Genomic DNA, 20412 nt, shown 5'->3' on the forward strand with positions numbered 1-20412 from the left:
GACGAACAGTCGACGGAGTAGAGTCGATCAATCATTGCTGAGGCCCTATTGCGATTCACGTATTGGCAAGTAAACGTCGGTGATCATGTCGTCCTCACGAACATCCTGGCCAACGTTGACATAGTGAAAAAATACCGGGAAATCCCCGGGAATGAAACCGCTGCCCGGCAGCCACTCCCGAAACAAGTACACGGCCGCTTGCGTTTTTTATCGAGCACGCGAGCCGAGGTGCCTCGCTACTGCACACCGGTTTGCCGGTATCAGTTTGCTAGTAATATTCTGCGGATTTGTTTCGATATCCCGATCGTACGAAACGCAGAAGTCCACTCTGTGATCTTCCGGCGCCGTCGAGAACGGATCCGTGTAATGAATGCCGTAAGTTTGATGGCGATCAACGGAGACACCATTCTCTTTGCGCCATGCAATGAGTTTTCGGGAGGTTTCGTACTCTTGCTCGGGTGGGCCATGATGTTCGGCTACTGCCACTCTTGTGCGCGGAAAATCGACGACAGCTACTTTCATTCGTTTCTCCGATTGGCGGAGTTATCGTAAGCACCAGGATGAACGGCAAGCGGTTGTTCTGTATCAGACTGACCCGTCCGGGCCGACCTTAGTGCATATCTGCACGCGACCGTTCACTGTTTGCTACCACACGCAACACTCAAGCCGGTTTCGGCCGAAGGTCTGCCTTAACGGTCCTGACTGTAACAGCACCGCGAATGACTACAATTCCTCACCACTGATACTGATCCGCTCGTACTCTTCATTGACAATTTGTTTGCTGTACTTTCGTTCGAGGTTGCGAACAACAAAGTGACCGGTCGCGACGTCCTGAAAGTGCGTGATGAACAAAGTGTTAATGAACGCGCCACCAACCCCACCGATAATCGGTACCACCTGCGCGGCTGCTTTCGTGGTGACGGAGTATACTGAAGCGCGCAGCAATCTGCGTGACCAGCCTGACGAGGTGCGGCGCGCTCTCCGAGGTAGCCGCACTTCTGGCCAGATAGCTCGCCGCATCCGAAACCAGCTTGGCGAGGCCACCACGAACCGCGTAGTAACCGCTTTCGGCAGCGTCGTCATTCTCGATTTCGACCGCCAAGAGCGAAGACCTCCAGGCAGGCGAGTTGCGAATCGATCGCTTCCGGGGATTCTTCGCCTTGGTGTCTGGCGATATCGGCAACAGAGCGCAGCATGATCGTCGTCGACACGGGCAACTCGATTGCGAGTGCAGGCAGTCCGAAGACGCCGCCCGCCGCACCGGACGTCGCCGCTCCGATCCGGTGCAATACGTTCGACGCAGGCCGCGACTCTTTGCTCAGCGTTTTCAGGGCAACCTTCAACGAAGCCCGGATCGCTTTCTCGGACGCATCGAGAATAAGGCTGCTCGAACCCGCTGGAAGCAGACGTATCAATTTGTCGATGGGCTCGCCAACGTAGTTCGACACGCGGGCGGCCAGACTGACCTTCTCCCAGGAGAACCTTGGCGCGAACAAGGTCTGCCTGGTCGTCGGCGTTCAATCGGCTCTTTTGCAGTTCATCCATAACCTTACTCTCGCGATGCCCTATTTATCGAGATCCTCGAACATCGCTGCCATCGTCGGATTGCGCCGGGTCAATTTCTTGATGGTGACATCCTGCGCTTTGTCATTGGCAAGCCTAAGGTTGCGATCCGTACCAAGCAACGCATCTTTGGTCTTCTGCAGATGGGCGATCGATTTATCGATCTCATCAATGGCCGTTTTGAAGCGCCTTGAGGCCAGCTCGTAGTTTTTCCCGAATGCCGTCTTGAATGTATCAAGCTCGTTCTCAAAGTTGGTGATATCAACGTTCTGTGCCTTAACAAGCGCCAGCTCTGACTTGTACTCCAGCGAGTTCATCGCCGCATTGCGCAGTATCGTGATAATGGGCAGGAAGAACTGCGGGCGAACAACATACATCTTTGGGTAACGGTGAAACACGTCCACGATCCCGGTGTTGTACAGCTCACTGTCAGGCTCGAGCAATGAAACCAGCACCGCATACTCACAGCCTTTCGTCACACGATCCTTGTCCAGCTCTTTGAAAAAGTCTTCGTTCTTTTTCTTGGTTGCCGTCGTATCGCTCTCATTCTTCATCTCGAACATAATCGAGACGATCTCGGTACCTCGACTCGTCCGAGTCTTTGAAGATGTAGTCGCCCTTGCTGCCGGATCGTGCGTCGTTGTCTTTCTCGAAATAGGCTCGCGGAAACGCCGTCGAGCGAATGCGGTTGAACTCGGTCTCGCAGTGCTGTTCGAGAGTTTCGCCCACCATCTTGGTTGACAGGCGCGCTTTCATATCCCGGAGGCGCTCGATCGCATCGTCGCGATCCTTGAGCTGCGTCTCGTACTTGTCCTTCAGGGATGTCTCGGCCAGCTTCTTCTCAAGCTCTGCACGCTCCAGGCTGTTACGCAGTTTGTCGCGCTCCATTTCAACAGCGCCAACGGCTTCGGCAATCGCGAGTTTCTTCGCTGCTTCGGTCGCGTGCAGCTGGGCCTTCAGCTCCTGGATATCCGCGTCTTTCTTCGCAGCGGTTTCCTGCAGTTCTTTCGAGAGCCGTACTTCAGCCAGGTTCGATGCGGCCTGGTTATCGTGCTTCGCCCGCTCCAGTTCGTTTTGCCAGCGCATCACGCTCTTTTCTTCCAGCGCCTTCAGGGCCTCGGTCACGGCAAGCTTACGTTCTACCTCGCCGGCATCCAGTTTGGCCCGCAAGCTCTGGATCTCCGTGTCGCCGGCAGCTGCTGCCTTCTGCAGCTCGCTGCTGACCTGGTTCCTGGCTATTTCAACGGCATTTCGCTTGTCCTGCTCGGCCAGTTCGAGCCGCTCATGCAGCTGTTTATCAAACTCGCTGTCGCGAACCTGTTTCAAAATGTCCGCATACCCGGCTTCATCAACTTTGAACGCTTTGCTGCAGTGTGGGCAAACTGATGTCACGCATTAAGCGCTACTTCTCCTGGATGCCGAAGCTCTGATAGAGGCCATCTTACCCTGCTCCATTGTCGGTGAGGGCCCTGAGGCAACGGATATTAGTGATCGTTGCATGGTGCCCCGCGCGTAAATGCATCGAAACCTGCTGCTGGACGACAGCATCTGCGCCGTTCCGTCAGATCTCGTTGTCGGCAAGCTATCCGAATTGTCGCGAATACAGCGCCGACCCCACCCATCTCAGCCACCTGATCATACCCTGGCAGATTACAACCAAAGTCAGCGCGAAACCGACTGCCCAATACTTGCCCAATTTGACCAGCTCCTCCCATTAAGCGCCTTATCGGACAGACACGGAGCCATTAACGTGTGAGACTGCGAGCCCGGGTTCGGACAAAAACCTCAATGACGTACGGGCGCCGCGTTCTAGTGGCGGATCCGATTTCACGTATAAAGAGAAGTAAATGAGCACGTTAACCTTTGGGGTTATCGGATCGTCCAAGAAAGAAGGTGAGCAACGAGTCCCTCTTCACCCGAACCATTTGCCCCGTATACCGGAACAATACCGACGACAGTTGATATTCGAAGAAGGCTACGGCGCACCCTTCGACATTACTGACTCTGACCTCGCGTCCCAGTCGGGTGGCATCGCATCGCGACAAGACATACTGGCAGACCTTGGCAATGTGATTCTCACGAAGCCGGTATTATCGGATCTGGAAGACCTTCGTGAAGAAGGGATACTCTGGGGCTACCCGCATTGCGCCCAGCAACGCGCCATTACCCAGGCAGCCGTAGACCGCAAGCAAACGCTCATCGCCTTTGAAGACATGTTCGTCTGGTCGCCATCCGGGCACATTGGTCGTCACACGTTTTACAAGAACAATGAAATGGCCGGTTATTGCGCCATCCTGCACGCCTTGCGCCTCAAAGGGATAGACGGCCACTACGGCAATCAGCGTAAGACAATCATCTTTGGTTTCGGCGCTGTGAGTCGTGGGGCGATTTACGCGTTGAAGGCACATGGCTTTCGCGACATTACGATTTGCATACAGCGCCCTGATCACGAAGTTCGCGAAGAGGTGCTTGATTGCCACTATGTGCGCCTGCGGGAAGGCGGAGAAGGCGAAGCACGCATGCTGGTCGTGCAGCATGACGGCAGCGAAACGCCGTTGTCAGAGCTGATCAGCGAGTCCGACATCATTGTAAACGGCACGTTACAGGAACCCGACCGGCCGTTGAACTTCATTACCGAAGACGAGAAAGACTGCCTGAAGCCCGGCAGCCTTATTGTGGATGTCAGTTGCGACGAGGGTATGGGCTTTTATTTCGCCAAGCCCACCACGTTCAAAGCACCAATGCTCAAATTCGGCAAGACTGATTACTACGCGGTCGATCACACACCCAGTTACCTGTGGGAAAGTGCGTCTCGTTCGATCTCTGCTGCGCTCGTTGTGCACTTGCCGACAGTGATTGAAGGACGCGCCAGCTGGCACAAGAATGAAACCATTCGCCGGGCTATAAATATTGATGCTGGCGTTATTCTGAAACCGGGCGTTCTTTCCTTTCAAAACCGCCAGTCGGAATACCCGCACGCAGCGGTGGCCTGAGCACCTGCAACCGGGTTAGTGACACTCCCGTTGCGATCGCAGGCTGGCGAGCGATTCGCCATCGAGAACCGTGCCGTTCAGAATCACCATGGCGATGTCCCGTGTATTGCGGATATCGTCCAACGGGTTGCTATTGAGCAGCAACAGATCGGCGGCGGCACCGGGTCTAATGTGCCCCCTGTCGGTGAGGTTCAGAAAGTCTGTCGCTCGCCCGGTTGCCGCGTGCAGTGCGACCATTTCGTCCATGCCCGCGTTGACGAGCAGTTCCAGCTCCTCGTGCAATGACGAACCGGGTGGCACCAGGAAATCCCCGGCATCTGTGCCTGTAAGTAACAAGGCGTCGCTGGCGATGGCGATTTCCGTTAACCGTTGCTCACGCCGGTATTGTTCCGCCTTGTCTGCAAAGTACTCTTCAGGCCTGTTACGCAAGCTCCGGTCCAGACCTGCGGACCACTCACTGACAACGATGTCGGGCATAGCCGCAATGCGGCTCTGCTCGGCAATTGTCGGTTCTCTGACCATGGCGGGACGCTTTCGCACCACCAGCGTGGGCGTCAAATAAACACCCGCACGTCTTAACTGCGTCATCGTTTGCGTGCACGCCACTTCATTACTGGCATCGCACAGACCGCCGATTTCGACCGCCATGTGTTCGATCCCTGCCATGCCGGCCTCAACCGCTTCGGACAACGTGATACCCATTGGAAGATGACCGACGACTTTCAAACCTCGCTTGTCCGCTTCGTCAAACACTGCGACAACAGCAGCTTTCGGGAGTGTTGTATAGACCTTGACGAAATCCGCTCCCATCGCATCAACTGCAGCGACCGCCTGCCTTCCGTCCTCGGCGGAGCGCACCGCAATCGCGATTTCCGGATGAACTGGCGTCGGGCCATCGAGAATCTTGCCCGCGGCAACCAGGTACGGGCCGATGTTCCGGTCCTGATCCAGATAGGCTCGCGCTTCCGCAAGCACGTTTTCATCACCGCCCATATCGCGAATGCCCACGACGCCGTAAGCGACGAAACCGGAAAAGAACGGGCAGTAGGCTGACTTGTCCCAGAGCGCGTGTACGTGCATGTCCCAAAGACCGGGAACGACCCAGCTGCCGTAGGCGTCAATGACCTGCGCCGCCGTTTCGTTCGGCATGCAAGGCTCAACACTATCGATCCGCTGTTCGGATATCCGGATACAGTGATTGGTCAGAACCGTTCCTGCCGACGGGTCGATTACCGTCGCGCCCTTAACAAGCAGCGTTTGATCATTGGCTGAGATGGCGCAGGCCGAAGTGAGCAGAAGAATTGTCGACGCGAGAAAAAGATCCCGGAGCAACATGCGGGATTCCTGCAACCTGATGCGCCCGACTTTCATAGCATCAGTCGAGAACATGAATGCTCAACACGCTTTCGTAGCGGTCTGGCATGGCACTCATTGCCCCTCTGTTGACCGTAAACAGACGCTATTCACACTGTGTCTGACGACGGGAGTCGATGAGGAGTTCAAATCCGCGGATAGTGAATCAGTAGGTTTCCTCGCACCGTTTGTCTTCAACGTACTTGGGGTGTTGAATCAGTTTCGTCGCGCGCCGTATCGACGCATCAAGCTTGTCCGTCGGAACGCCTTCCCCTTTTCGCTTCTCAACAAGCGCTACTATCCGTTCATAATCGGCAGCCGGAAGTATTGCCGTTCCGGCAGACGTACGCATCCAGTGGTCCCCGAGATACAGAGTACTGTTGCCCGCCTTGCCAATCAGCCGGACCTCGAACAACGGCTCTTTCGAGCGATCAATCGCACCGCTCGCCGCACTTTCGTTCCGGGCCAGAATCGCGCGCAACTCGTAAAACGCACAGCCTCGCTCGAAATGGATGCCTTCGTCGCCGGTGATAACAATCATTCGTATCGCATCGCGAACTGGCGGTGCATCTGCCGCGATCAGCAACGGGCTCGCTGCCAGCAGCATCGCTGCTAAGAAAATCGATTGATATCTGGTGGTCATAGTCCTTCCTACGGTCCGAATTCTATAGACAATCGCCAGTGCGCAAACAGCGGCAGGAACCCGCTGTTCCCGTTGCGCTGCTGGCTCGCGAAAGTATAACGGACATAAGGACGCCGATGGCTACCGCTTGCCAGCAAATGTAGCTGCCCGGGTAGCGCTCAGTTCGCCGGTTGCGGAGGCAGCGATCGCAAGTACACGATCAGTGCGTCCAGGTCCGCATCCGTGATGTTCTTGTAGTAGTTGTAACCCATCATTGGCTGCAATGGCCGACCATCGCGGCTGATACCCTGCGTGATCGCTCGTTTTATCTCCGCATCCGTCCAGCCGCCGAGTCCTTGTTTCACATGCGGTGTGATGTTCGCAGCCACAACGGCAAAATCCAGACCATAGGGCTTGTGAAAGACCATACCGCCTGCGCCGGTTCGACTGAAGTCGAACATGCCCGCTTCCATCGGCGTATGACACTCCATGCAATGCCCCAAGGCATTGCCAAGGTAAGTGCCGTAGGCGAGAGCATCGTCACGGGCGACGTCAGGCACTGCACCCAAGGGTGGGCCCCACGATTCTGGCAAAGGAATTCTGAATACGGAGCGCGGCACTTCATTCCGTACCGGCTTGATCGTTCGCAAATACGTAACGATAGATCGAACGTCGAAATCTGACATGCCGCGGTAGGAGGGAATCGGCATGGGCGGGCCGATGAGCGTGCCATCGCGCCGCACACCCTCACGGATAGCCCGCACGATGTCTTCGTCACTCCAGGCGCCGATCCCGGTTTCGTGGTCCTGTGTGATGTTCGGGGAATAAACCGTGAACTCCGGTTCTTCGATCAAAAAACCACCCGCCAGACGCATGCTGTCATTCGTTGTGGCGTCGGCGTTCCTCGGCGTGTGGCAATTGCCGCATCCAACTATGCCATTCACGAGGTACGCACCCCGGGCAAGCATATCTTCCTGCGCTTGTACTCCTGAATAAACTGAAAACAAAAAGGGCGTTGCCAACACAATCATTAATCGACGCATTTCCAGTCCTCCCCGCCCCTGTCCGGTCCGGGTTAAAAGTAGACGCCAATATCTAATTCGTGACTGAGCCTAGCGGCGGAATTATAGCTGAGAATCGGAGAAACGAATCTGCCTGCACCATGCCAAAGCTTGCATTTTCCGGGTCACAAACGGTTGGCCAGGAATAGTCGCGGGAGAGCACGATGGCCTGGTGCAGAGTTCGTCAGGTTGAACGCCCTAAGAGGAAACGCTTATCCAGCATTGTTGCCGGATGACTGCACGAGCGACCGAAATCCGCCGTACAGCATTCGTTCGGCGTCAAAACCGGCATCCGAGGATTCAACCAGTTCCGCCATTCTTGGGTCAGCGGCGACCTTTTCATTTGCCAAATCACGTGCTGAGCGTGATTCAAATGCGACCCAGCCGAACACTATGACTTCACCTTCTGCTGCAGCCGTGGCATCGGTGAATGAACGCGTGCCCTCACGTACCAGGTCGTCGCCAACGAATTCACTGTACTCCAGCGCGCCGTGTTCCTGCCAAATCACTGCCGCTGCTTCAACCAGACGCCTGTATTCGTCCAGACGATCGCGTGCCACAGTCAGCACATATCCGTCGATGTAGTTAGCCATGCTTACTCCGATAGTAGATTTCCGTTCTTACCTGTTTTCCTGATGAACGGCAAAAGACTCGCCTCATTCATATGAAATCGGTCCGCCCCCCTGCTCTGCTGCCCCACTATCGACCACAAACGACCAGCGATGTTACCGAACCAGCGCATCAAGCTGTTTCACGTCGAGACCCGCCTCACGATAGTAGCTTCGACAAAGGTTAAGAGCCGAAAACCCGTCTTCATAGGCGGCGAACTGACCGTCAACGGGCTTGTCCAGATAGATCAGACCACCCTCGACCATGAACATGATAATAGCCGACTCCGGTGAATCATCTGTCACCACCAGGGTATGTGCTTCGCCTGCGGGTTCATAAATAAACGTGCCGGGCTTTGCGACCCAGTCATGCTCCAGATAACGCCAGTGACCTTGCACTGTATAGCCGCGCACCGTACCAACGTGATAATGAACACCCAATTGCGCCCCGGGCAAACCCTTCAACAAGACGCTGAACCCTCCTGACGTAACATTGAAGCAACATGGCTGAATCCACACTCCATCGGCATACGGCACCCATAGTTGTTCATTATCGATATCCGTGTTTGCAATGAAATGACCGCGACTGCGAGCGCCTGACTCCAGACCGTCGTCAACACTGCTGAATGATTGGATTGGCATTTCGTCACCTCTTTGTAGTTATCGGTTTTGTGCGTCTGCTTACGACCTCGACTTTCTTTGCCCGGCCAGGTGCGACCGTTTGTGACGTTACGAACTGGAACGACTGCTACCCACTACAGCGTGGTCTCGCAGGATCTGACATTGCTCTGATGCCGCCTGATACTTGATCACGTACATTTGACACAGGTCGCATGGAGCTGCAGTGCGAAGTGGGTTGGAACAAGTGACAGATGCCCCGCATGATTCGCCTTCACCCGGCAACCATCCGAATGGCTCCTAAAACTTTGGAACAATATCCGGCCGTGATTTCGTCACGGCCTATTCTTTTTCCGCCTACCGGTTACTCATGTTGCCTAGTTTAGTGTTCTTTCTTCTGCGAAGGCTTCCGTCCGGTTGATGCCATGGTGCTCAAGAATCTGGCTACGAAATTCAACAAACTGATCTTCTGAGATCGCTTCTCTGTCCAACAGCCATTGAAACTTGCCTATTTCTTTTTGTGGATCATTGCCGTAGTCAACTGTTCCATACCAGCGAAACCACTGCTTCTTACGCCGTGTCTCGATCTCGCTCTTAATCTGGTCATGCAGTGAATCTTTGATAATGAAAATTCTTCCCTTATCACTGTCCAGCGTCGTATACGACGTTCTGGCAATCCAGTAAATAGCGAAGCAAATGAGTCCGAGTGGCAGCCAGATGGAGCCCCTCAGTTCACCGGTACCCGCATAGTGGGAAAAAATTACGAATGATCCAATCAACACCCAAAAGAAACCGACGTTCCTGTACCAGGCGTTTCGCTCTTCGATTTCGCCGCTGCCGGACGCGATGGTCCCGTACTCTACGGTAAAGGTTTGGCTTCCCCCCTTGTCCTTAACGGTGTACTCGAGCGAGTCATCCCCGAACCTGAAGTTCGTGTGATTTGTAAACTTCTTTTGCGTCAGGTTCATTGCAAGTCTCGCCAGTTTGACAGAACCAATACCAAAGGTACTCTTGAGTATCACTCTTCCCGGCCTGATACGCTCGTGGAAAAGGGGGGATTCCATCCATTGCAAACGGTTGACTCGATAGCTGCTGGACGGTTTTCTGCAGCTAGGTGCATAGAAGTGTAGAAAAAGGTGTCAGGTTTATCTAGCTAGCAACCAAAATAAACCTGACACCTTTGTCGCGCCCATGTCCGGTATGCGGCGTCGTTCACAGAACGACTCAGCCCAGCAATGCCGGAACCACATGCAGCATGAGATCTATGGAAAAGTGTGCCGCTATTGCGGAAATGATTCCGTATTTCCAGTACTGCCAGCCGCACGCGATGCCTACCAACGTATTGCCCAACATCGTCGCCGCAATTCCAATGGGTGTGGCCGCGCCCGCTGCCGCAAGTTGCGGCAAGTGAATGGCTCCGAATGCAAGTGCCGAGAGCACGATAGCGACATACGCAGTTTGTGGTTTCAAGCTCTGCTGTCGGAGAGCCCGACAAAGTATCCAGGCAAGGATTGTCATTACGCCCAGCCTCAGCCAGACCTCCTCCCCAATTGCCGCGCTCAAGGACACCAGTAGACCGCCAATCGGTCCGCGGTGACCTAGCTCAGGCAACTCCGGGGGCAGCGAATCCACCGTTGCAAGGCGTAGTAACCACAGGAACAGCCCCAACGGCAGCCCGATGCCAGCGGCCTTGGCAACAACGTTGGCCATCTGCTTCAAGGCACCCTTGCTTTGAATCAATACTGCGGTAAGCAAAGGCGTGCCGAGTCCAATTCCCGGGCCCAGGCACAAACCCAGTGCTGCCAGTGGCGCAGTAACCAGTACGCAAAGAAACAGTGCTTGGCAAGACAATGTTCGCGAAACTCTTGTCCGACGTAAAGGCAACGGCAACAAGTTGCGTCACAAGCGTTAGTGATACCAGGATGATGAGCGGCAACCAAAAGGTGTGGACACTTTTCGCACCGTGATCTATCGGGTTAATTCTTCTGTCTCCAGTGCAGAACAATAGACGCACGCCAACGGGCAAGCATGATATTTGCCTGGCGGTGTTTGCTTGTCTGCTTCGAGTCGCAATCCGTCGGTTGTTCGAAATACTACTTAAAGCTCTATTTTAGGTACACAGCCAACCCACGAAAGCCGCTGTCTTCGTCGTCCGTCGCACGCCAAGACATCAATCCATAAACTGGCAGCCTAACGTCTACGCCCGTCCGTGTGCTCAAGAACTCTGATTGGCGTCAGAGCTTCATCGCCATTCCCACTGACGCAGGCGCAGTATATTCAAAGCCAAACCGCCGATAGAGTTCAGGCGCGCCTTCATCGGCGATAAGACTAACGTAGGCAGACGTAGGCGCATGCTCGCGCAGTTAGTTCATTATCGATGCCATTATCTGGCTACCCAATCCCTGTCGCTGGAAATCCGGGTGTACCGCAATATCAACAATCTCGAAGTTGCAACCGCCGTCACCGACCACACGTCCCATCCCCACCAGTTCCTCCCCGTTGCGAACGCATACGGCGAACAGTGAGTTTGGCAAACCACGGGCGGCGGCTTCGACTGTTTTCGGACTGAGTCCGGCGGCAAGCCTCAACGCAATGTATTCGGTAGACGACGGGCAGTGCTCTTCAAGCCGGTAAGGTTTCGAGGTCATAGAAATCCGGGTCCAATGATTCAGCGCAGACGTACGTGGGTGGCCGTGTTGAGCCGCGTACACGACGGCACGTCTTGCCGGGGTCGCGCATGAGCCAACGCCTCCGTTGCGATACAGCGACCGAAAGCAGCTCGGAGCGACGGTCCACCGTTGCAAAGCGGGAATTGGCGCGCCTCGAAGCGATTAATGGAAACCAAAGTGCCCATCTCTATAGTGACAGAATGAGTTAGTGCGCTGTGCGCTTATGTTTCTCGCGAATGATTTTCTTGTTCAGTATTCTTACCTCACCCACCATCAGTAATCGCATGTCTTCGACTATGTAATCTGCCAGCCTTTCATCGTCGATATCATCGCCCTCGATATCCAATCTAAACCCCTGACCTTGCAAACCGCCTCCGTTCGAGAAATCGATCTCGAAATCAAATATCACACGTCTGTCGTCGGTTCCCGCCATCAGGTTCATCTCTCGGGTTACATTCTCAGTTAACGACCGTTTACGCCTGCACACACCTGATCCAGGACACCTTAATCAAGTGACGGGGCAATGCATGGTTATACTGCCTCGCTCATTTCGCTGCCAACCTGTCGTTCCGCATCAAAGTAGTCATTGTTGCCTTCATCTTTGTATCTGCCTACCAATCGGAACCCCGATTCCTGCAATGTCGATTCATACCTTTCCCGCCCGAGAGATCGGCACTCCTGTCCGGTCGTTAGATCTGACCACACATGAGTTTCAGCGGGCGCCGTGAAAAGGAATCGGCCTCCAGGGCTGACAAGACCCGAAACTCGGCGTATCAGGGCCAACTGATCTTCCTCACTCAAGAGAAACAGCAGACCAATTGACACCACGCCGCCAAACTTGCGCCCAAAGTAGTTGCTCTCTTGAACTCGTGCGCATTGCACTGGGATACCCGGAAATCGGGCCTTGAACTCCGCCACCAGCGTCGGCGAAGAATCGACAGCCCACACCTGCAAACCCTGATCGATAAGCACTTGCGTAACTGGCATTCCGCCACCGCAGGCGATCTCGAGGACATCGGTTCCGGTACCCAGCGAATGCGCCCACCGTTCGGCAACCTTAATACCAACGTCGGACTTGTCGCGGATCGCGAGATATTCTCTGGCATGAATTTCGTATGCACTGGCGGAGTCAGTACTCACGTGTGCGGCACCGCGTTGTTCTCGTTCATGAAGCAAGTGATCAGGGCGAGGTGGGGATTTCGCATGCAGCATGTCTCGGTCCGGCTGGAAGCTGCCGATCAAACAAGTGCTGCGGCCAGCATTTGAGGTGTATGAACGACTGCATCGGCGCCGGCATTTTCCAATTCTTGTTGGCTACCGTAACCGTAGGTCACGCCGATCGACCGAATCTGATTGGCTTTTGCACCGATAACATCGTGCTCTCTGTCCCCGACCATCACTGCCTGTTTCGTTGAACCGGTTTCAGAAAGTGCATACTCTAGCAGCTCACCCTTGTTAGACCGTGTGCCGTCTAATTCGGAGCCAAAGATTCGTAAGAAATACTTGTCCAGTCCAAAATGCTTGATGATTCGATCGGCAAACACGAACGGCTTACTTGTTGCAACGAAAAGCGGCCTCTCAGATGCTTCAAGAACTTGTAAGACCTCCTCAATGCCGGGGTAGAGGTTGTTCTCTTTCCAGCCAACCTCGGAGAACCTTTCGCGGTAGTACTCTATAGCTCTCGGTGCCAGCTCGGTACCGACTAACTTGCTGAAGCTATCCAGCAATGGAGGGCCAATGCACCAGGTGAGTTCGTCGTCATTGGGGCAATCCAGAGCTAGACGATTCAGGGCGTAACGAATGGATCCAACAATGCCTGTCTTTGGATCGCTGAGCGTACCGTCTAGGTCAAAAAATACTGCAGCTTTCATAGTTTCCTTTGAATAGCCACTTGGATCGAATAGCCGTCAGACCAGGTGAATTGTAGCGACCGTCTGGTTTCGAGTACACAGCGGACAATCTCAGGCGAAAGCATTGTTGTTGCCGCCTGACAATTAAGCTCAGCTGCACTTACTCTCAGGCGCCTCGAGCGAATGCACGACGTAGTGAAGGTGAAGTGGCGGGCGTCGTACATTGTGGCCGTACCGTGCGGCGTTCTAAATGGCAGTCTTTTTCGAGCACTGGCCGCTCAAGTAGCCAGACTATAGTCGAGCTTCGCGCCTCCTTTCGGCCTGAAGCGGAAGAGGGGCAACCGGTGCCAGAAAGACGTGGTGATTGGTCGAACTGAGCCTGACAGCTTGGCCGCACGCAGGCGACGGTTCGCGTACTGCCAGGCTGGATCAGTCACCTTTCATGCCGCAGTCGAGATAGTAGTGCACCGCGTTCTGAACATGCCTGAATCGATCGCCACCAAGGTGCTTGCCACCGTACCAGCGAGTAACAACGACAATGTGATTTAGAATGCCTTCCCGTTCCAGCATACGGGCAATCACCATGCCCGCACCTGCTTCGCCGTCATCATTCTTGACTGCGCCTGCACTTCCCACGAATGCCCACGTATTGTGGGTCGCTTTCAGGAACTTCTTCTTGCGACAAAGGGCCTTAACAAAGTCCTTTGCCTCTTCTGGAGAGTTACAGGCGCCCCCTGACACCGCATACTTCGAACCGCGATCCGAGATGATTCCTTCATATATTCGCATAGAGTCCATAGATTGAAGAATCAAATATGCCTGACACGTATTCTGCGTTTTTTCGTACCGCGGCCCCTGATCGGCCACATAGAGCGGTTCGCCCGATGATCAAAATTGCTCATTGCGATCGCCTTTCAGTACGTCGCTGACTTCTTTGTCAGTTAGTGGCCGACCATAGTACAGATAGACCTGTCTGGCTCCGGCGCCTTCCACCATTTCTCGTAGAGCACGCGCTTCAATCTGTGTCAGGCCACCTTCCAAATCAAGATCCGGGTGTACAAGTACGATTGGAGCCGGCCGAATCACACGACTGCCAGACAGCTTTTGAAAAACGTATTCGATCAGCTTTTCACCAGCAGTGAAGTCATTGATGAGAATCCGCGGGTGCTCAAAGGGCGCTAATACGCGAACCGCAAATGGATCTGTCGGATCGCCAACTGAGAGAATCTTGTCGGCGCTGTCCAACCCCAATTTCGGCGTTACTTCAACAACGTCACCAGTGGATACATTGCGAACGGATACTCTCTCCCTGTTGACCCGCAGATAGTAGGGCCCGCCAGTAAAAAGTCCGCAAACAAACTTCGATATCACAGAAGTGCTTCCACGTTCGGCATCAATTGTGCAAACGCCTGAAGATGAGTCGCAATATTCGGGCCGCTGCATTGAGGCGGAAACGGTGGTTTTATGCCGCCCAAAATCACCGCTTCCTGCTCAGAATACCGTCAATAGACCCTTCAAATTCCGGATTGAATACAAAGCGCTTACTGTTCCAGGCGCATCGCTCGTGCCGCTCTCTTCTTTCGTCAGAGTAATCGAAATCAACCTCGCTGGTCGGCAATCCAGTTGTTAACCCGTGTTTCAAGCAACGGCATGGGCAAAGCACCCCCGCCCAGTACGACGTCGTGGAAGCCGCGAATATCAAACCGGTCACCCAGCTCCGTTTCCGCATGTCGGCGAAGCTCCTCAATTTTCAGCATGCCGACTTTGTAAGAAGTTGCCTGCCCAGGAAACGTGAGATAGCGGCGCACTTCTGAGCGCACAGCGCTCGCCGGGATGGCCGAGTTATCAAAAAAGAACTGCTCAGCCTGTTCCTGGGTCCAGCCTTTCGCATGCAGCCCGGTGTCGACCACCAGGCGGATGGCCCGCCACATCTCGGCGGTCAGACGGCCAAAGTTCCGGTACGGATCTTTAAACTGCCCCATTTCCCTGGACAGCTTTTCCGAATAGAGCCCCCAGCCTTCGGAGTAAACCGAGAAAAAGGCTTGCGTGCGAAATGTTGGCAGATCAGTGAGTTCCTGAGCGATGGAAATTTGCATATGGTGGCCGGGGCTGCCCTCGTGGTACGCGGTGGTTTCCATATCGGTTTTTGAATAGCCGCTCATGTCCGACATGTGTACGTAGTACACGCCCGGCCGGGAGCCATCCGGTGTGCCGGGAGAATAGTGCTGCGCCCCGCCGTCCACTTCGCGAAACGCTTCAACGCGCTTAACTTCCAGTTTCGCTTTCGGCAAGGTGCCGAAGTACTCGGGCAGCTTCTGTTCGATTTCAGCGAGAAACGCCCGCGTATCTTCAAGATAAGCTTCGCGCCCCTCATCGGTATTGGGGTAATAGAACTGGGAATCGGTACGTATGAATGCAAAGAAGTCCTTAAGGTCACCGTCGAAACCCACTTCGTCGCGAATGTCATCCATTTCCGCCAGGATGCGTTGCACTTCCGACAGGCCCAGCTGATGCACGTCGTCAGCAGTCATCGGTAGCGTGGTATACGTTGCGAGCTGGTGGTTATAAAAGGCCTCGCCGTCCGGCAATGCCGACACACCGCGGGCCTGTTCATCCGCGTTGGGCATGTCGGCGTTCAGCCAATCGATAAACCGGTTGTAGGCTGGGTAGAGTTGTTCGGTCAGCGCCGTGGTCACGTCATCAAGAAGGGCACTGGCGGTGTCTTCGTCAATCAGCTTGGCAGCCGCCAGCGCGTCAATTTTGCTCCTGGCATCACCGAACAGCGCTGAATCGGGCCCATCACCGAACGGCTGTCCCGTGGTCACTTTCGCCGCCCGTTCTATTGCTGTCGCATAGGCAAAACGCGGTGGCCGCACACCGTCGGCCGCCTTGCTCTTGGCCATCATCGTGACCTGGTCCATGGCGCGAGACGCACCGCCGATACGGGCGATGTAGGCACGCATGTCCGCTTCATCGTCCACCTTGTGAAAATTGATCAGGAAAGAGGGCAACGAGTCTTCCCAGCCACCCAGCTCACCGAACAAATAACCCTGGCGCATGAACTCCAGATCCTTGACCGCCTTCTCCGCCTGGAAGACCCACAAATCGAACGACTCCTTGCCCAATGCGGTCAGAGCATTGCGGTCAAACTGCGCCTTCATTTGCTGAACCGTGTCCATGCCCCACGCCGCTTGATCGCGCGCCGCCTGCTCACTCAGTTCGTCTATCTCGCTGTAAAGGTCTTTGCGGCCCAGACTGGTAAGTTTCATGGGGCTGAACTGAAGTTGCTCTTCGTAGCGTTCGTCGAGCCACCGATTGAGGCGTACTGTTTCTGCGTCGTCAGAAGCCGTCATGCCGGCGTCACCGGTTATCTGATTGTCCGCTGAAGCGCGGGCATGTTCACCCACCGGATCCGATTTACCGCATGCCGTCAGCAATGCGGCCAGCGTCAGTGCTGCAACCAGGCCTTGCATTTTGAAAGTATTCATCAAGGACTATCTCCGAGAATGGCGAGTATCAGCCTCAAATCGTGACACGAATCGCAAACGCTGTCGAAAATAGAAGTGTCTGACGTTCGCCGCGATCGATTGCTATTGGCAGATTGCGGGCTTCGGCGTAGAGTAGCGCACCGCCGCCAGATTGAGCCCTCTTGGACGCAGTTTTCGTTCTCCCGCCCGCTCCGCCGCCCTCTCTTGAAACCCTGAGCAGCGGCCTCGAGCGATACGGTTTTGTCGTGCTGCCTGACGGTCTACCGCCGGACGTCACGCAGGCGCTCGCCGATTATGCGGCCCGGCTGGGCACCGACGGCTACCACACAGCCGCCGTCGGCAGGGGGCACGAACAACAGCGGAACCCCTTCGTCCGGCGCAACCGAGTCCACTGGCTGGATGAGCGTCACCCGGCCCTCGCGCCCTGGCGCGACTGGTCGGAGTCGCTGCGAGTTCATCTCAACCGCAAGTCGTTCATGGGCTTGTTCTCGTTTGAAAGTCACCTGGCGCACTACCGCCCGGGCGATTTCTATCGTACCCACGTCGATGCTTTCCGCGGTGAAGCCAACCGGATGGTCTCCCTCGTTTGCTACCTTAACGCGGACTGGAAAGACGGCGACGGCGGCGAGTTGATCCTGTACACCGACCAGGGGACGGTAACCGTACTTCCAAAGCTGGGTACTGTGGCCCTGTTCCTGTCCGAGGAAATTCCCCACGAGGTGAAGCCGGCGGGACGCGACCGCTATAGCGTTGCGGGCTGGTACCGCCTGAACGGCTCCTCGCCGGATCGCGTCGACCCGCCGCGATAGTCAAGTAAGGGGCTGTGAAGTGACCCTGATTAATCACTAAATCACGGGAAGCCCCGGGGTCAATAGCAGTCGCTCACTCCCTGAATTCAATGTTCTTCAGTTCTGGAAATCTCAAAGCAATTGAGCGGCATTCATTCCAATGCTCATCGAGGAACTTCGAATTGACTGGCAGATACTGGCTTTCATCTTTTGGGTACATAGCAGACGCGCGGCTACGTGCACTTTCTGCTGCAGCCTAACGTTTAAGCTCACTCGCAGGCATAAAAAAATCCCGCACTCGGCGGGATTTTATTCTAGCTAGTGTAATGACTATTTGGTCAGGCTTTCTTGTTATGCCTTGCCAAGCGCAAACCGAAAAGGCCAAGGCCTAACAGAGCGAGAGTGCCGGGTTCGGGAACGCTGTTCACGTGCGTTCTGAACGCAAGGTCATAGGGGCCATCAAAGTAGTGGCTGTTATTGAATACCGCAATTCCTCCGGCGTAGGATCCGGCATTAGAGCTGCTCCCACCCAAAAATCGGTTATCGCCGTTGGAAGACCAAGTGAACATATCTCCAGCGTTGAAGAACAGCCCAGCTCCACTCAGGTCGATCAGGTTCCACCCGACAACCAAGTCCGCGGCAGCGTCCGCCAGGGAAGGACCACTTTGCCACGGTGCCCCACCAAAAATACTCAAAACGGCGCTGCCGACGCCACCCGAATATATCTCTATTCCCACCAACTCACCGGATACACCAACCGTCACACCTTGTTGCCAGTTTGTTGCATCGTAGCCAGTGATTCCCAGGTCCAGCGATTCCTGATCAACTATCACGACCGCATTCGCTGCCATCGGTGACAACAGGACCGCAACCAAGGCCAGACATACATTTCTTGTTCTTGTCATTAGTATTTCTCTGATTAGGTAAATGGTGAGTGCGCAATTTAAGGTGCAACATCCGTGCCGGACTAAACATGTAAACCATTTCAGAGGGTTAGCAGCGCACGATTATGGGGCCGGCAAGATATGCAAAGAATACCGACGGTTTTCTCTCTTATTCGGGCTATGACCGCTTTGGGTCATCACCGGTCGGCCAGACTTAATTTTAACGACAGCCTGATTTCGGGTACGCAGCAGACACTCGGTTGCGACATTATCTCTGGTGCGGCCGTGCGACCAAAAGTTCACTCGCACCTGACGAAGTCCAGCCGAAGCAACAGCGCAAGGCGGGCTGAGTCACGTGTCGCCCGCGGCATCCGTCAAAGTCGGTTTCGTCGTCTAGTTGATATACGTCTCGTCGCCAAAATCCGGACAGGCCTGAACCGGCTTCGGCGCCTGAAGATCCTCGCGGCTGTCTGCAAGCCAGCACTCGTCGAAGATTGAGCAGTAGCAGAAGCTGAGCGAACCCCTGGGTTTTCTGATGGCGCCAAAGAGCTTCCGCGCCAAGTCAGCGTCCATTGTACTGAACACCGCGACCGTTTCTTCGGGCCGCAGGATTCGATCACTGATGAAGTTCCGGTTGACCCCGGCACCCGTGTCTCCGCCCACACTGGCAACTAACTCGGACCAGTTTCGGACGACGTTGCCGTCGATGGTGACGCGCACATCCTGCATCTTCGCGGGACCGACGCCGACATTCGTAAATGCAAACGAGAAGCCTGCAGTGTCACCGGTATCGTAGTCTTCAATCATCAACTGCACGAACGGCCAGACGGCCGCCGCGGTCTGCTGGCGAACCGCCGCCGATTCGGTCAGCGCCGCGTAGAGAGCGAGGACGGCGATCACGACACCGACGACTGAGAGGATGGTTTGCCAGAACGTCAGGCGGACGATGTTGCGTTCTGTGCGTATCAGGGACTGGGTTTCGGCTGATTCACTATCGGTAGCTACAGTCTTTTCATCAGTCATGCAAACTCTCTCCAGCGCATTGATTAACCACGACCCTACCAACAACATTGGCAATAGAGAGTACGAACGTGACCGTCCGGAATGGGTCAGTTGCGGCCGGTCGGGCCAAACTCTACCGAGCGACCGCTTTCGTGTACACAGCAGACATTTGGATACGACATTGTTTCTGCTGCCGCCTAACGCTCAATCTCAGTTGCGTTTGAGGCGGTCGCAAGCATTACGGTAGCAAAGCGCAAGGCAAGCAGGGGCAAGTGACCAGTGCAGCGCATTGTTAACCTGCTTTACCAGCAAGGCCGTGACCTCCAACCGGTTCGGTCTCGAATCTTTCTCCAAAACCGGCAATCATTGGCCGGGCTAGCGAGATAGCCTCTTTTACAGACGCAAGAGACAAGGAGGCCTCATGGCTGGCTTGACTGTCCCACACTTCCGTCACCCAAATTGCGTCCGGATCAGTAGGATCTTTCGCAACAATGTAACTTAAACATCCCGGCATCGCGCTGAGTCCGCTAAGGAGTATCTCAATCAGATCGTCTCGCTTGCCAGGTACAGTAATCATCTTGCCAATCAGACCGTACAAATTCTGTTCTCCTTTGTCGGTGTTACAACTGCCTAATACAGTAACCAGAGATGCTGCGCAGACACCCGCAACGAATTCTCGGCGAACGATCATGTTGAGAGCAGCCTAACGACTATGCTGACACGCACTTGACGCAGGTCGCCTGGAGCGACAGCGCAAGGCGGGCTGAATCAAGTGACGGGTAAATCGCACGGCCAGCACGCACAGTGCAGCACGGCTAACGCCTATTTCCCTGCAAAGCGATTTCTCAACAAGCAAAACCCGAACCAATTTCGATGCCTCCTTTTGTCCAGAAGTGGACGCTTGCTCTATGAC

Annotated in this window: 21 protein-coding genes and 2 pseudogenes; 2 read left to right on the forward strand and 21 right to left on the reverse strand. The window is 54.9% G+C overall.

The genetic code is table 11. The features are described from left to right. Positions 1 to 45: 45 nt before the first annotated feature. From AC0L8N_RS03865 to AC0L8N_RS03880, 4 genes and pseudogenes are all read right to left on the reverse strand, one after another. Positions 46 to 522, reverse strand: a pseudogene (locus AC0L8N_RS03865) (AraC family transcriptional regulator). Positions 523 to 723: 201 nt separating this feature from the next. Next, positions 724 to 897, reverse strand: coding sequence for a hypothetical protein (locus tag AC0L8N_RS03870; RefSeq protein WP_473666257.1), 174 nt, complete (start codon positions 895 to 897; stop codon positions 724 to 726). 182 nt (positions 898 to 1079) lie between these two features. Further along, the gene (locus tag AC0L8N_RS03875; protein WP_473666258.1) at positions 1080 to 1496 is read right to left on the reverse strand and encodes an EcsC family protein; all 417 of its coding nucleotides are present in this window, start codon (positions 1494 to 1496) and stop codon (positions 1080 to 1082) included. Positions 1497 to 1565: 69 nt separating this feature from the next. Beyond that, positions 1566 to 2955: pseudogene (locus tag AC0L8N_RS03880) on the reverse strand (DUF2130 domain-containing protein). A 455-nt stretch (positions 2956 to 3410) separates the two neighbouring features. Between AC0L8N_RS03880 and AC0L8N_RS03885 the strand changes: the two are divergent. After that, entirely contained in the window at positions 3411 to 4556 is a 1146-nt protein-coding gene (locus tag AC0L8N_RS03885; protein ID WP_473666259.1) for a N(5)-(carboxyethyl)ornithine synthase, read from the forward strand. A 15-nt stretch (positions 4557 to 4571) separates the two neighbouring features. Here AC0L8N_RS03885 and AC0L8N_RS03890 read toward each other — a convergent pair whose 3' ends face one another. The 14 genes from AC0L8N_RS03890 to AC0L8N_RS03955 all read right to left on the reverse strand — a co-directional run bounded on the left by AC0L8N_RS03890 (position 4572) and on the right by AC0L8N_RS03955 (position 16825). After that, positions 4572 to 5891, reverse strand: a complete 1320-nt coding sequence (locus AC0L8N_RS03890; RefSeq protein WP_473666260.1) for an amidohydrolase family protein — start codon at positions 5889 to 5891, stop codon at positions 4572 to 4574. A gap of 184 nt (positions 5892 to 6075) precedes the next feature. Further along, a complete protein-coding gene (locus AC0L8N_RS03895; RefSeq protein ID WP_473666261.1) occupies positions 6076 to 6552 on the reverse strand; it encodes a hypothetical protein in 477 nt (158 codons plus the stop codon). Positions 6553 to 6710: 158 nt separating this feature from the next. Beyond that, on the reverse strand, positions 6711 to 7574 hold the full coding sequence (locus tag AC0L8N_RS03900) for a c-type cytochrome (RefSeq protein WP_473666262.1): 864 nt from the start codon (positions 7572 to 7574) through the stop codon (positions 6711 to 6713). A 230-nt stretch (positions 7575 to 7804) separates the two neighbouring features. Continuing rightward, the gene (locus AC0L8N_RS03905) at positions 7805 to 8185 is read right to left on the reverse strand and encodes a DUF1428 domain-containing protein (protein ID WP_473666263.1); all 381 of its coding nucleotides are present in this window, start codon (positions 8183 to 8185) and stop codon (positions 7805 to 7807) included. Positions 8186 to 8317: 132 nt separating this feature from the next. Further along, complete coding sequence (locus tag AC0L8N_RS03910; protein WP_473666264.1) at positions 8318 to 8842, reverse strand: 2,4'-dihydroxyacetophenone dioxygenase family protein; 525 nt, start codon at positions 8840 to 8842, stop codon at positions 8318 to 8320. 353 nt (positions 8843 to 9195) lie between these two features. Then, on the reverse strand, positions 9196 to 9786 hold the full coding sequence (locus AC0L8N_RS03915) for a hypothetical protein (RefSeq protein ID WP_473666265.1): 591 nt from the start codon (positions 9784 to 9786) through the stop codon (positions 9196 to 9198). A gap of 256 nt (positions 9787 to 10042) precedes the next feature. Beyond that, entirely contained in the window at positions 10043 to 10669 is a 627-nt protein-coding gene (locus AC0L8N_RS03920) for a CPBP family intramembrane glutamic endopeptidase (protein ID WP_473666266.1), read from the reverse strand. Between the two features lie 512 nt (positions 10670 to 11181). Continuing rightward, positions 11182 to 11466, reverse strand: a complete 285-nt coding sequence (locus AC0L8N_RS03925) for a GNAT family N-acetyltransferase (RefSeq protein ID WP_473666267.1) — start codon at positions 11464 to 11466, stop codon at positions 11182 to 11184. A gap of 226 nt (positions 11467 to 11692) precedes the next feature. Beyond that, on the reverse strand, positions 11693 to 11920 hold the full coding sequence (locus tag AC0L8N_RS03930) for a cyclase (protein WP_473666268.1): 228 nt from the start codon (positions 11918 to 11920) through the stop codon (positions 11693 to 11695). A 98-nt stretch (positions 11921 to 12018) separates the two neighbouring features. Further along, positions 12019 to 12627: a class I SAM-dependent methyltransferase gene (locus AC0L8N_RS03935; RefSeq protein WP_473666269.1), complete on the reverse strand. Its 609-nt coding sequence runs from the start codon at positions 12625 to 12627 to the stop codon at positions 12019 to 12021. Between the two features lie 98 nt (positions 12628 to 12725). Beyond that, positions 12726 to 13358, reverse strand: a complete 633-nt coding sequence (locus AC0L8N_RS03940; protein ID WP_473666270.1) for an HAD family hydrolase — start codon at positions 13356 to 13358, stop codon at positions 12726 to 12728. A 408-nt stretch (positions 13359 to 13766) separates the two neighbouring features. After that, positions 13767 to 14126: a YigZ family protein gene (locus AC0L8N_RS03945; protein WP_473666271.1), complete on the reverse strand. Its 360-nt coding sequence runs from the start codon at positions 14124 to 14126 to the stop codon at positions 13767 to 13769. Between the two features lie 99 nt (positions 14127 to 14225). After that, a complete protein-coding gene (locus AC0L8N_RS03950) occupies positions 14226 to 14708 on the reverse strand; it encodes a rod shape-determining protein (RefSeq protein WP_473666272.1) in 483 nt (160 codons plus the stop codon). A 227-nt stretch (positions 14709 to 14935) separates the two neighbouring features. After that, positions 14936 to 16825, reverse strand: coding sequence for a DUF885 domain-containing protein (locus AC0L8N_RS03955; protein ID WP_473666273.1), 1890 nt, complete (start codon positions 16823 to 16825; stop codon positions 14936 to 14938). Positions 16826 to 16986: 161 nt separating this feature from the next. On the opposite strand from AC0L8N_RS03955, the gene AC0L8N_RS03960 reads away from it, so the two are divergent. Beyond that, on the forward strand, positions 16987 to 17634 hold the full coding sequence (locus AC0L8N_RS03960) for a 2OG-Fe(II) oxygenase (protein ID WP_473666274.1): 648 nt from the start codon (positions 16987 to 16989) through the stop codon (positions 17632 to 17634). Positions 17635 to 17951: 317 nt separating this feature from the next. On the opposite strand, the gene AC0L8N_RS03965 is transcribed toward AC0L8N_RS03960, so the two are convergent. The 3 genes from AC0L8N_RS03965 to AC0L8N_RS03975 form a co-directional block, all read right to left on the reverse strand. Further along, complete coding sequence (locus tag AC0L8N_RS03965; protein WP_473666275.1) at positions 17952 to 18518, reverse strand: PEP-CTERM sorting domain-containing protein; 567 nt, start codon at positions 18516 to 18518, stop codon at positions 17952 to 17954. A 372-nt stretch (positions 18519 to 18890) separates the two neighbouring features. Continuing rightward, positions 18891 to 19520, reverse strand: coding sequence for a hypothetical protein (locus tag AC0L8N_RS03970; protein ID WP_473666276.1), 630 nt, complete (start codon positions 19518 to 19520; stop codon positions 18891 to 18893). 271 nt (positions 19521 to 19791) lie between these two features. After that, positions 19792 to 20097, reverse strand: a complete 306-nt coding sequence (locus tag AC0L8N_RS03975) for a putative quinol monooxygenase (protein WP_473666277.1) — start codon at positions 20095 to 20097, stop codon at positions 19792 to 19794. Positions 20098 to 20412: the final 315 nt, after the last annotated feature.

The sequence above is a fragment of the Woeseia sp. D3-10 genome, from assembly GCF_055809415.1.

What these genes read in the sequence shown, in the direction of transcription:
- AC0L8N_RS03905 (WP_473666263.1), bottom strand. Translation starts at nt 8,185, where the DNA reads ATGGCTAACTACATCGACGGATATGTGCTGACTGTGGCACGCGATCGT.
- AC0L8N_RS03970 (WP_473666276.1), bottom strand. Translation starts at nt 19,520, where the DNA reads ATGACTGATGAAAAGACTGTAGCTACCGATAGTGAATCAGCCGAAACC.
- AC0L8N_RS03925 (WP_473666267.1), bottom strand. Translation starts at nt 11,466, where the DNA reads ATGACCTCGAAACCTTACCGGCTTGAAGAGCACTGCCCGTCGTCTACC.
- AC0L8N_RS03940 (WP_473666270.1), bottom strand. Translation starts at nt 13,358, where the DNA reads ATGAAAGCTGCAGTATTTTTTGACCTAGACGGTACGCTCAGCGATCCA.
- AC0L8N_RS03910 (WP_473666264.1), bottom strand. Translation starts at nt 8,842, where the DNA reads ATGCCAATCCAATCATTCAGCAGTGTTGACGACGGTCTGGAGTCAGGC.
- AC0L8N_RS03890 (WP_473666260.1), bottom strand. Translation starts at nt 5,891, where the DNA reads ATGTTGCTCCGGGATCTTTTTCTCGCGTCGACAATTCTTCTGCTCACT.
- AC0L8N_RS03965 (WP_473666275.1), bottom strand. Translation starts at nt 18,518, where the DNA reads ATGACAAGAACAAGAAATGTATGTCTGGCCTTGGTTGCGGTCCTGTTG.
- AC0L8N_RS03930 (WP_473666268.1), bottom strand. Translation starts at nt 11,920, where the DNA reads ATGGCGGGAACCGACGACAGACGTGTGATATTTGATTTCGAGATCGAT.
- AC0L8N_RS03900 (WP_473666262.1), bottom strand. Translation starts at nt 7,574, where the DNA reads ATGCGTCGATTAATGATTGTGTTGGCAACGCCCTTTTTGTTTTCAGTT.
- AC0L8N_RS03885 (WP_473666259.1), top strand. Translation starts at nt 3,411, where the DNA reads ATGAGCACGTTAACCTTTGGGGTTATCGGATCGTCCAAGAAAGAAGGT.
- AC0L8N_RS03895 (WP_473666261.1), bottom strand. Translation starts at nt 6,552, where the DNA reads ATGACCACCAGATATCAATCGATTTTCTTAGCAGCGATGCTGCTGGCA.
- AC0L8N_RS03915 (WP_473666265.1), bottom strand. Translation starts at nt 9,786, where the DNA reads ATGAACCTGACGCAAAAGAAGTTTACAAATCACACGAACTTCAGGTTC.
- AC0L8N_RS03955 (WP_473666273.1), bottom strand. Translation starts at nt 16,825, where the DNA reads ATGAATACTTTCAAAATGCAAGGCCTGGTTGCAGCACTGACGCTGGCC.
- AC0L8N_RS03945 (WP_473666271.1), bottom strand. Translation starts at nt 14,126, where the DNA reads ATGCGAATATATGAAGGAATCATCTCGGATCGCGGTTCGAAGTATGCG.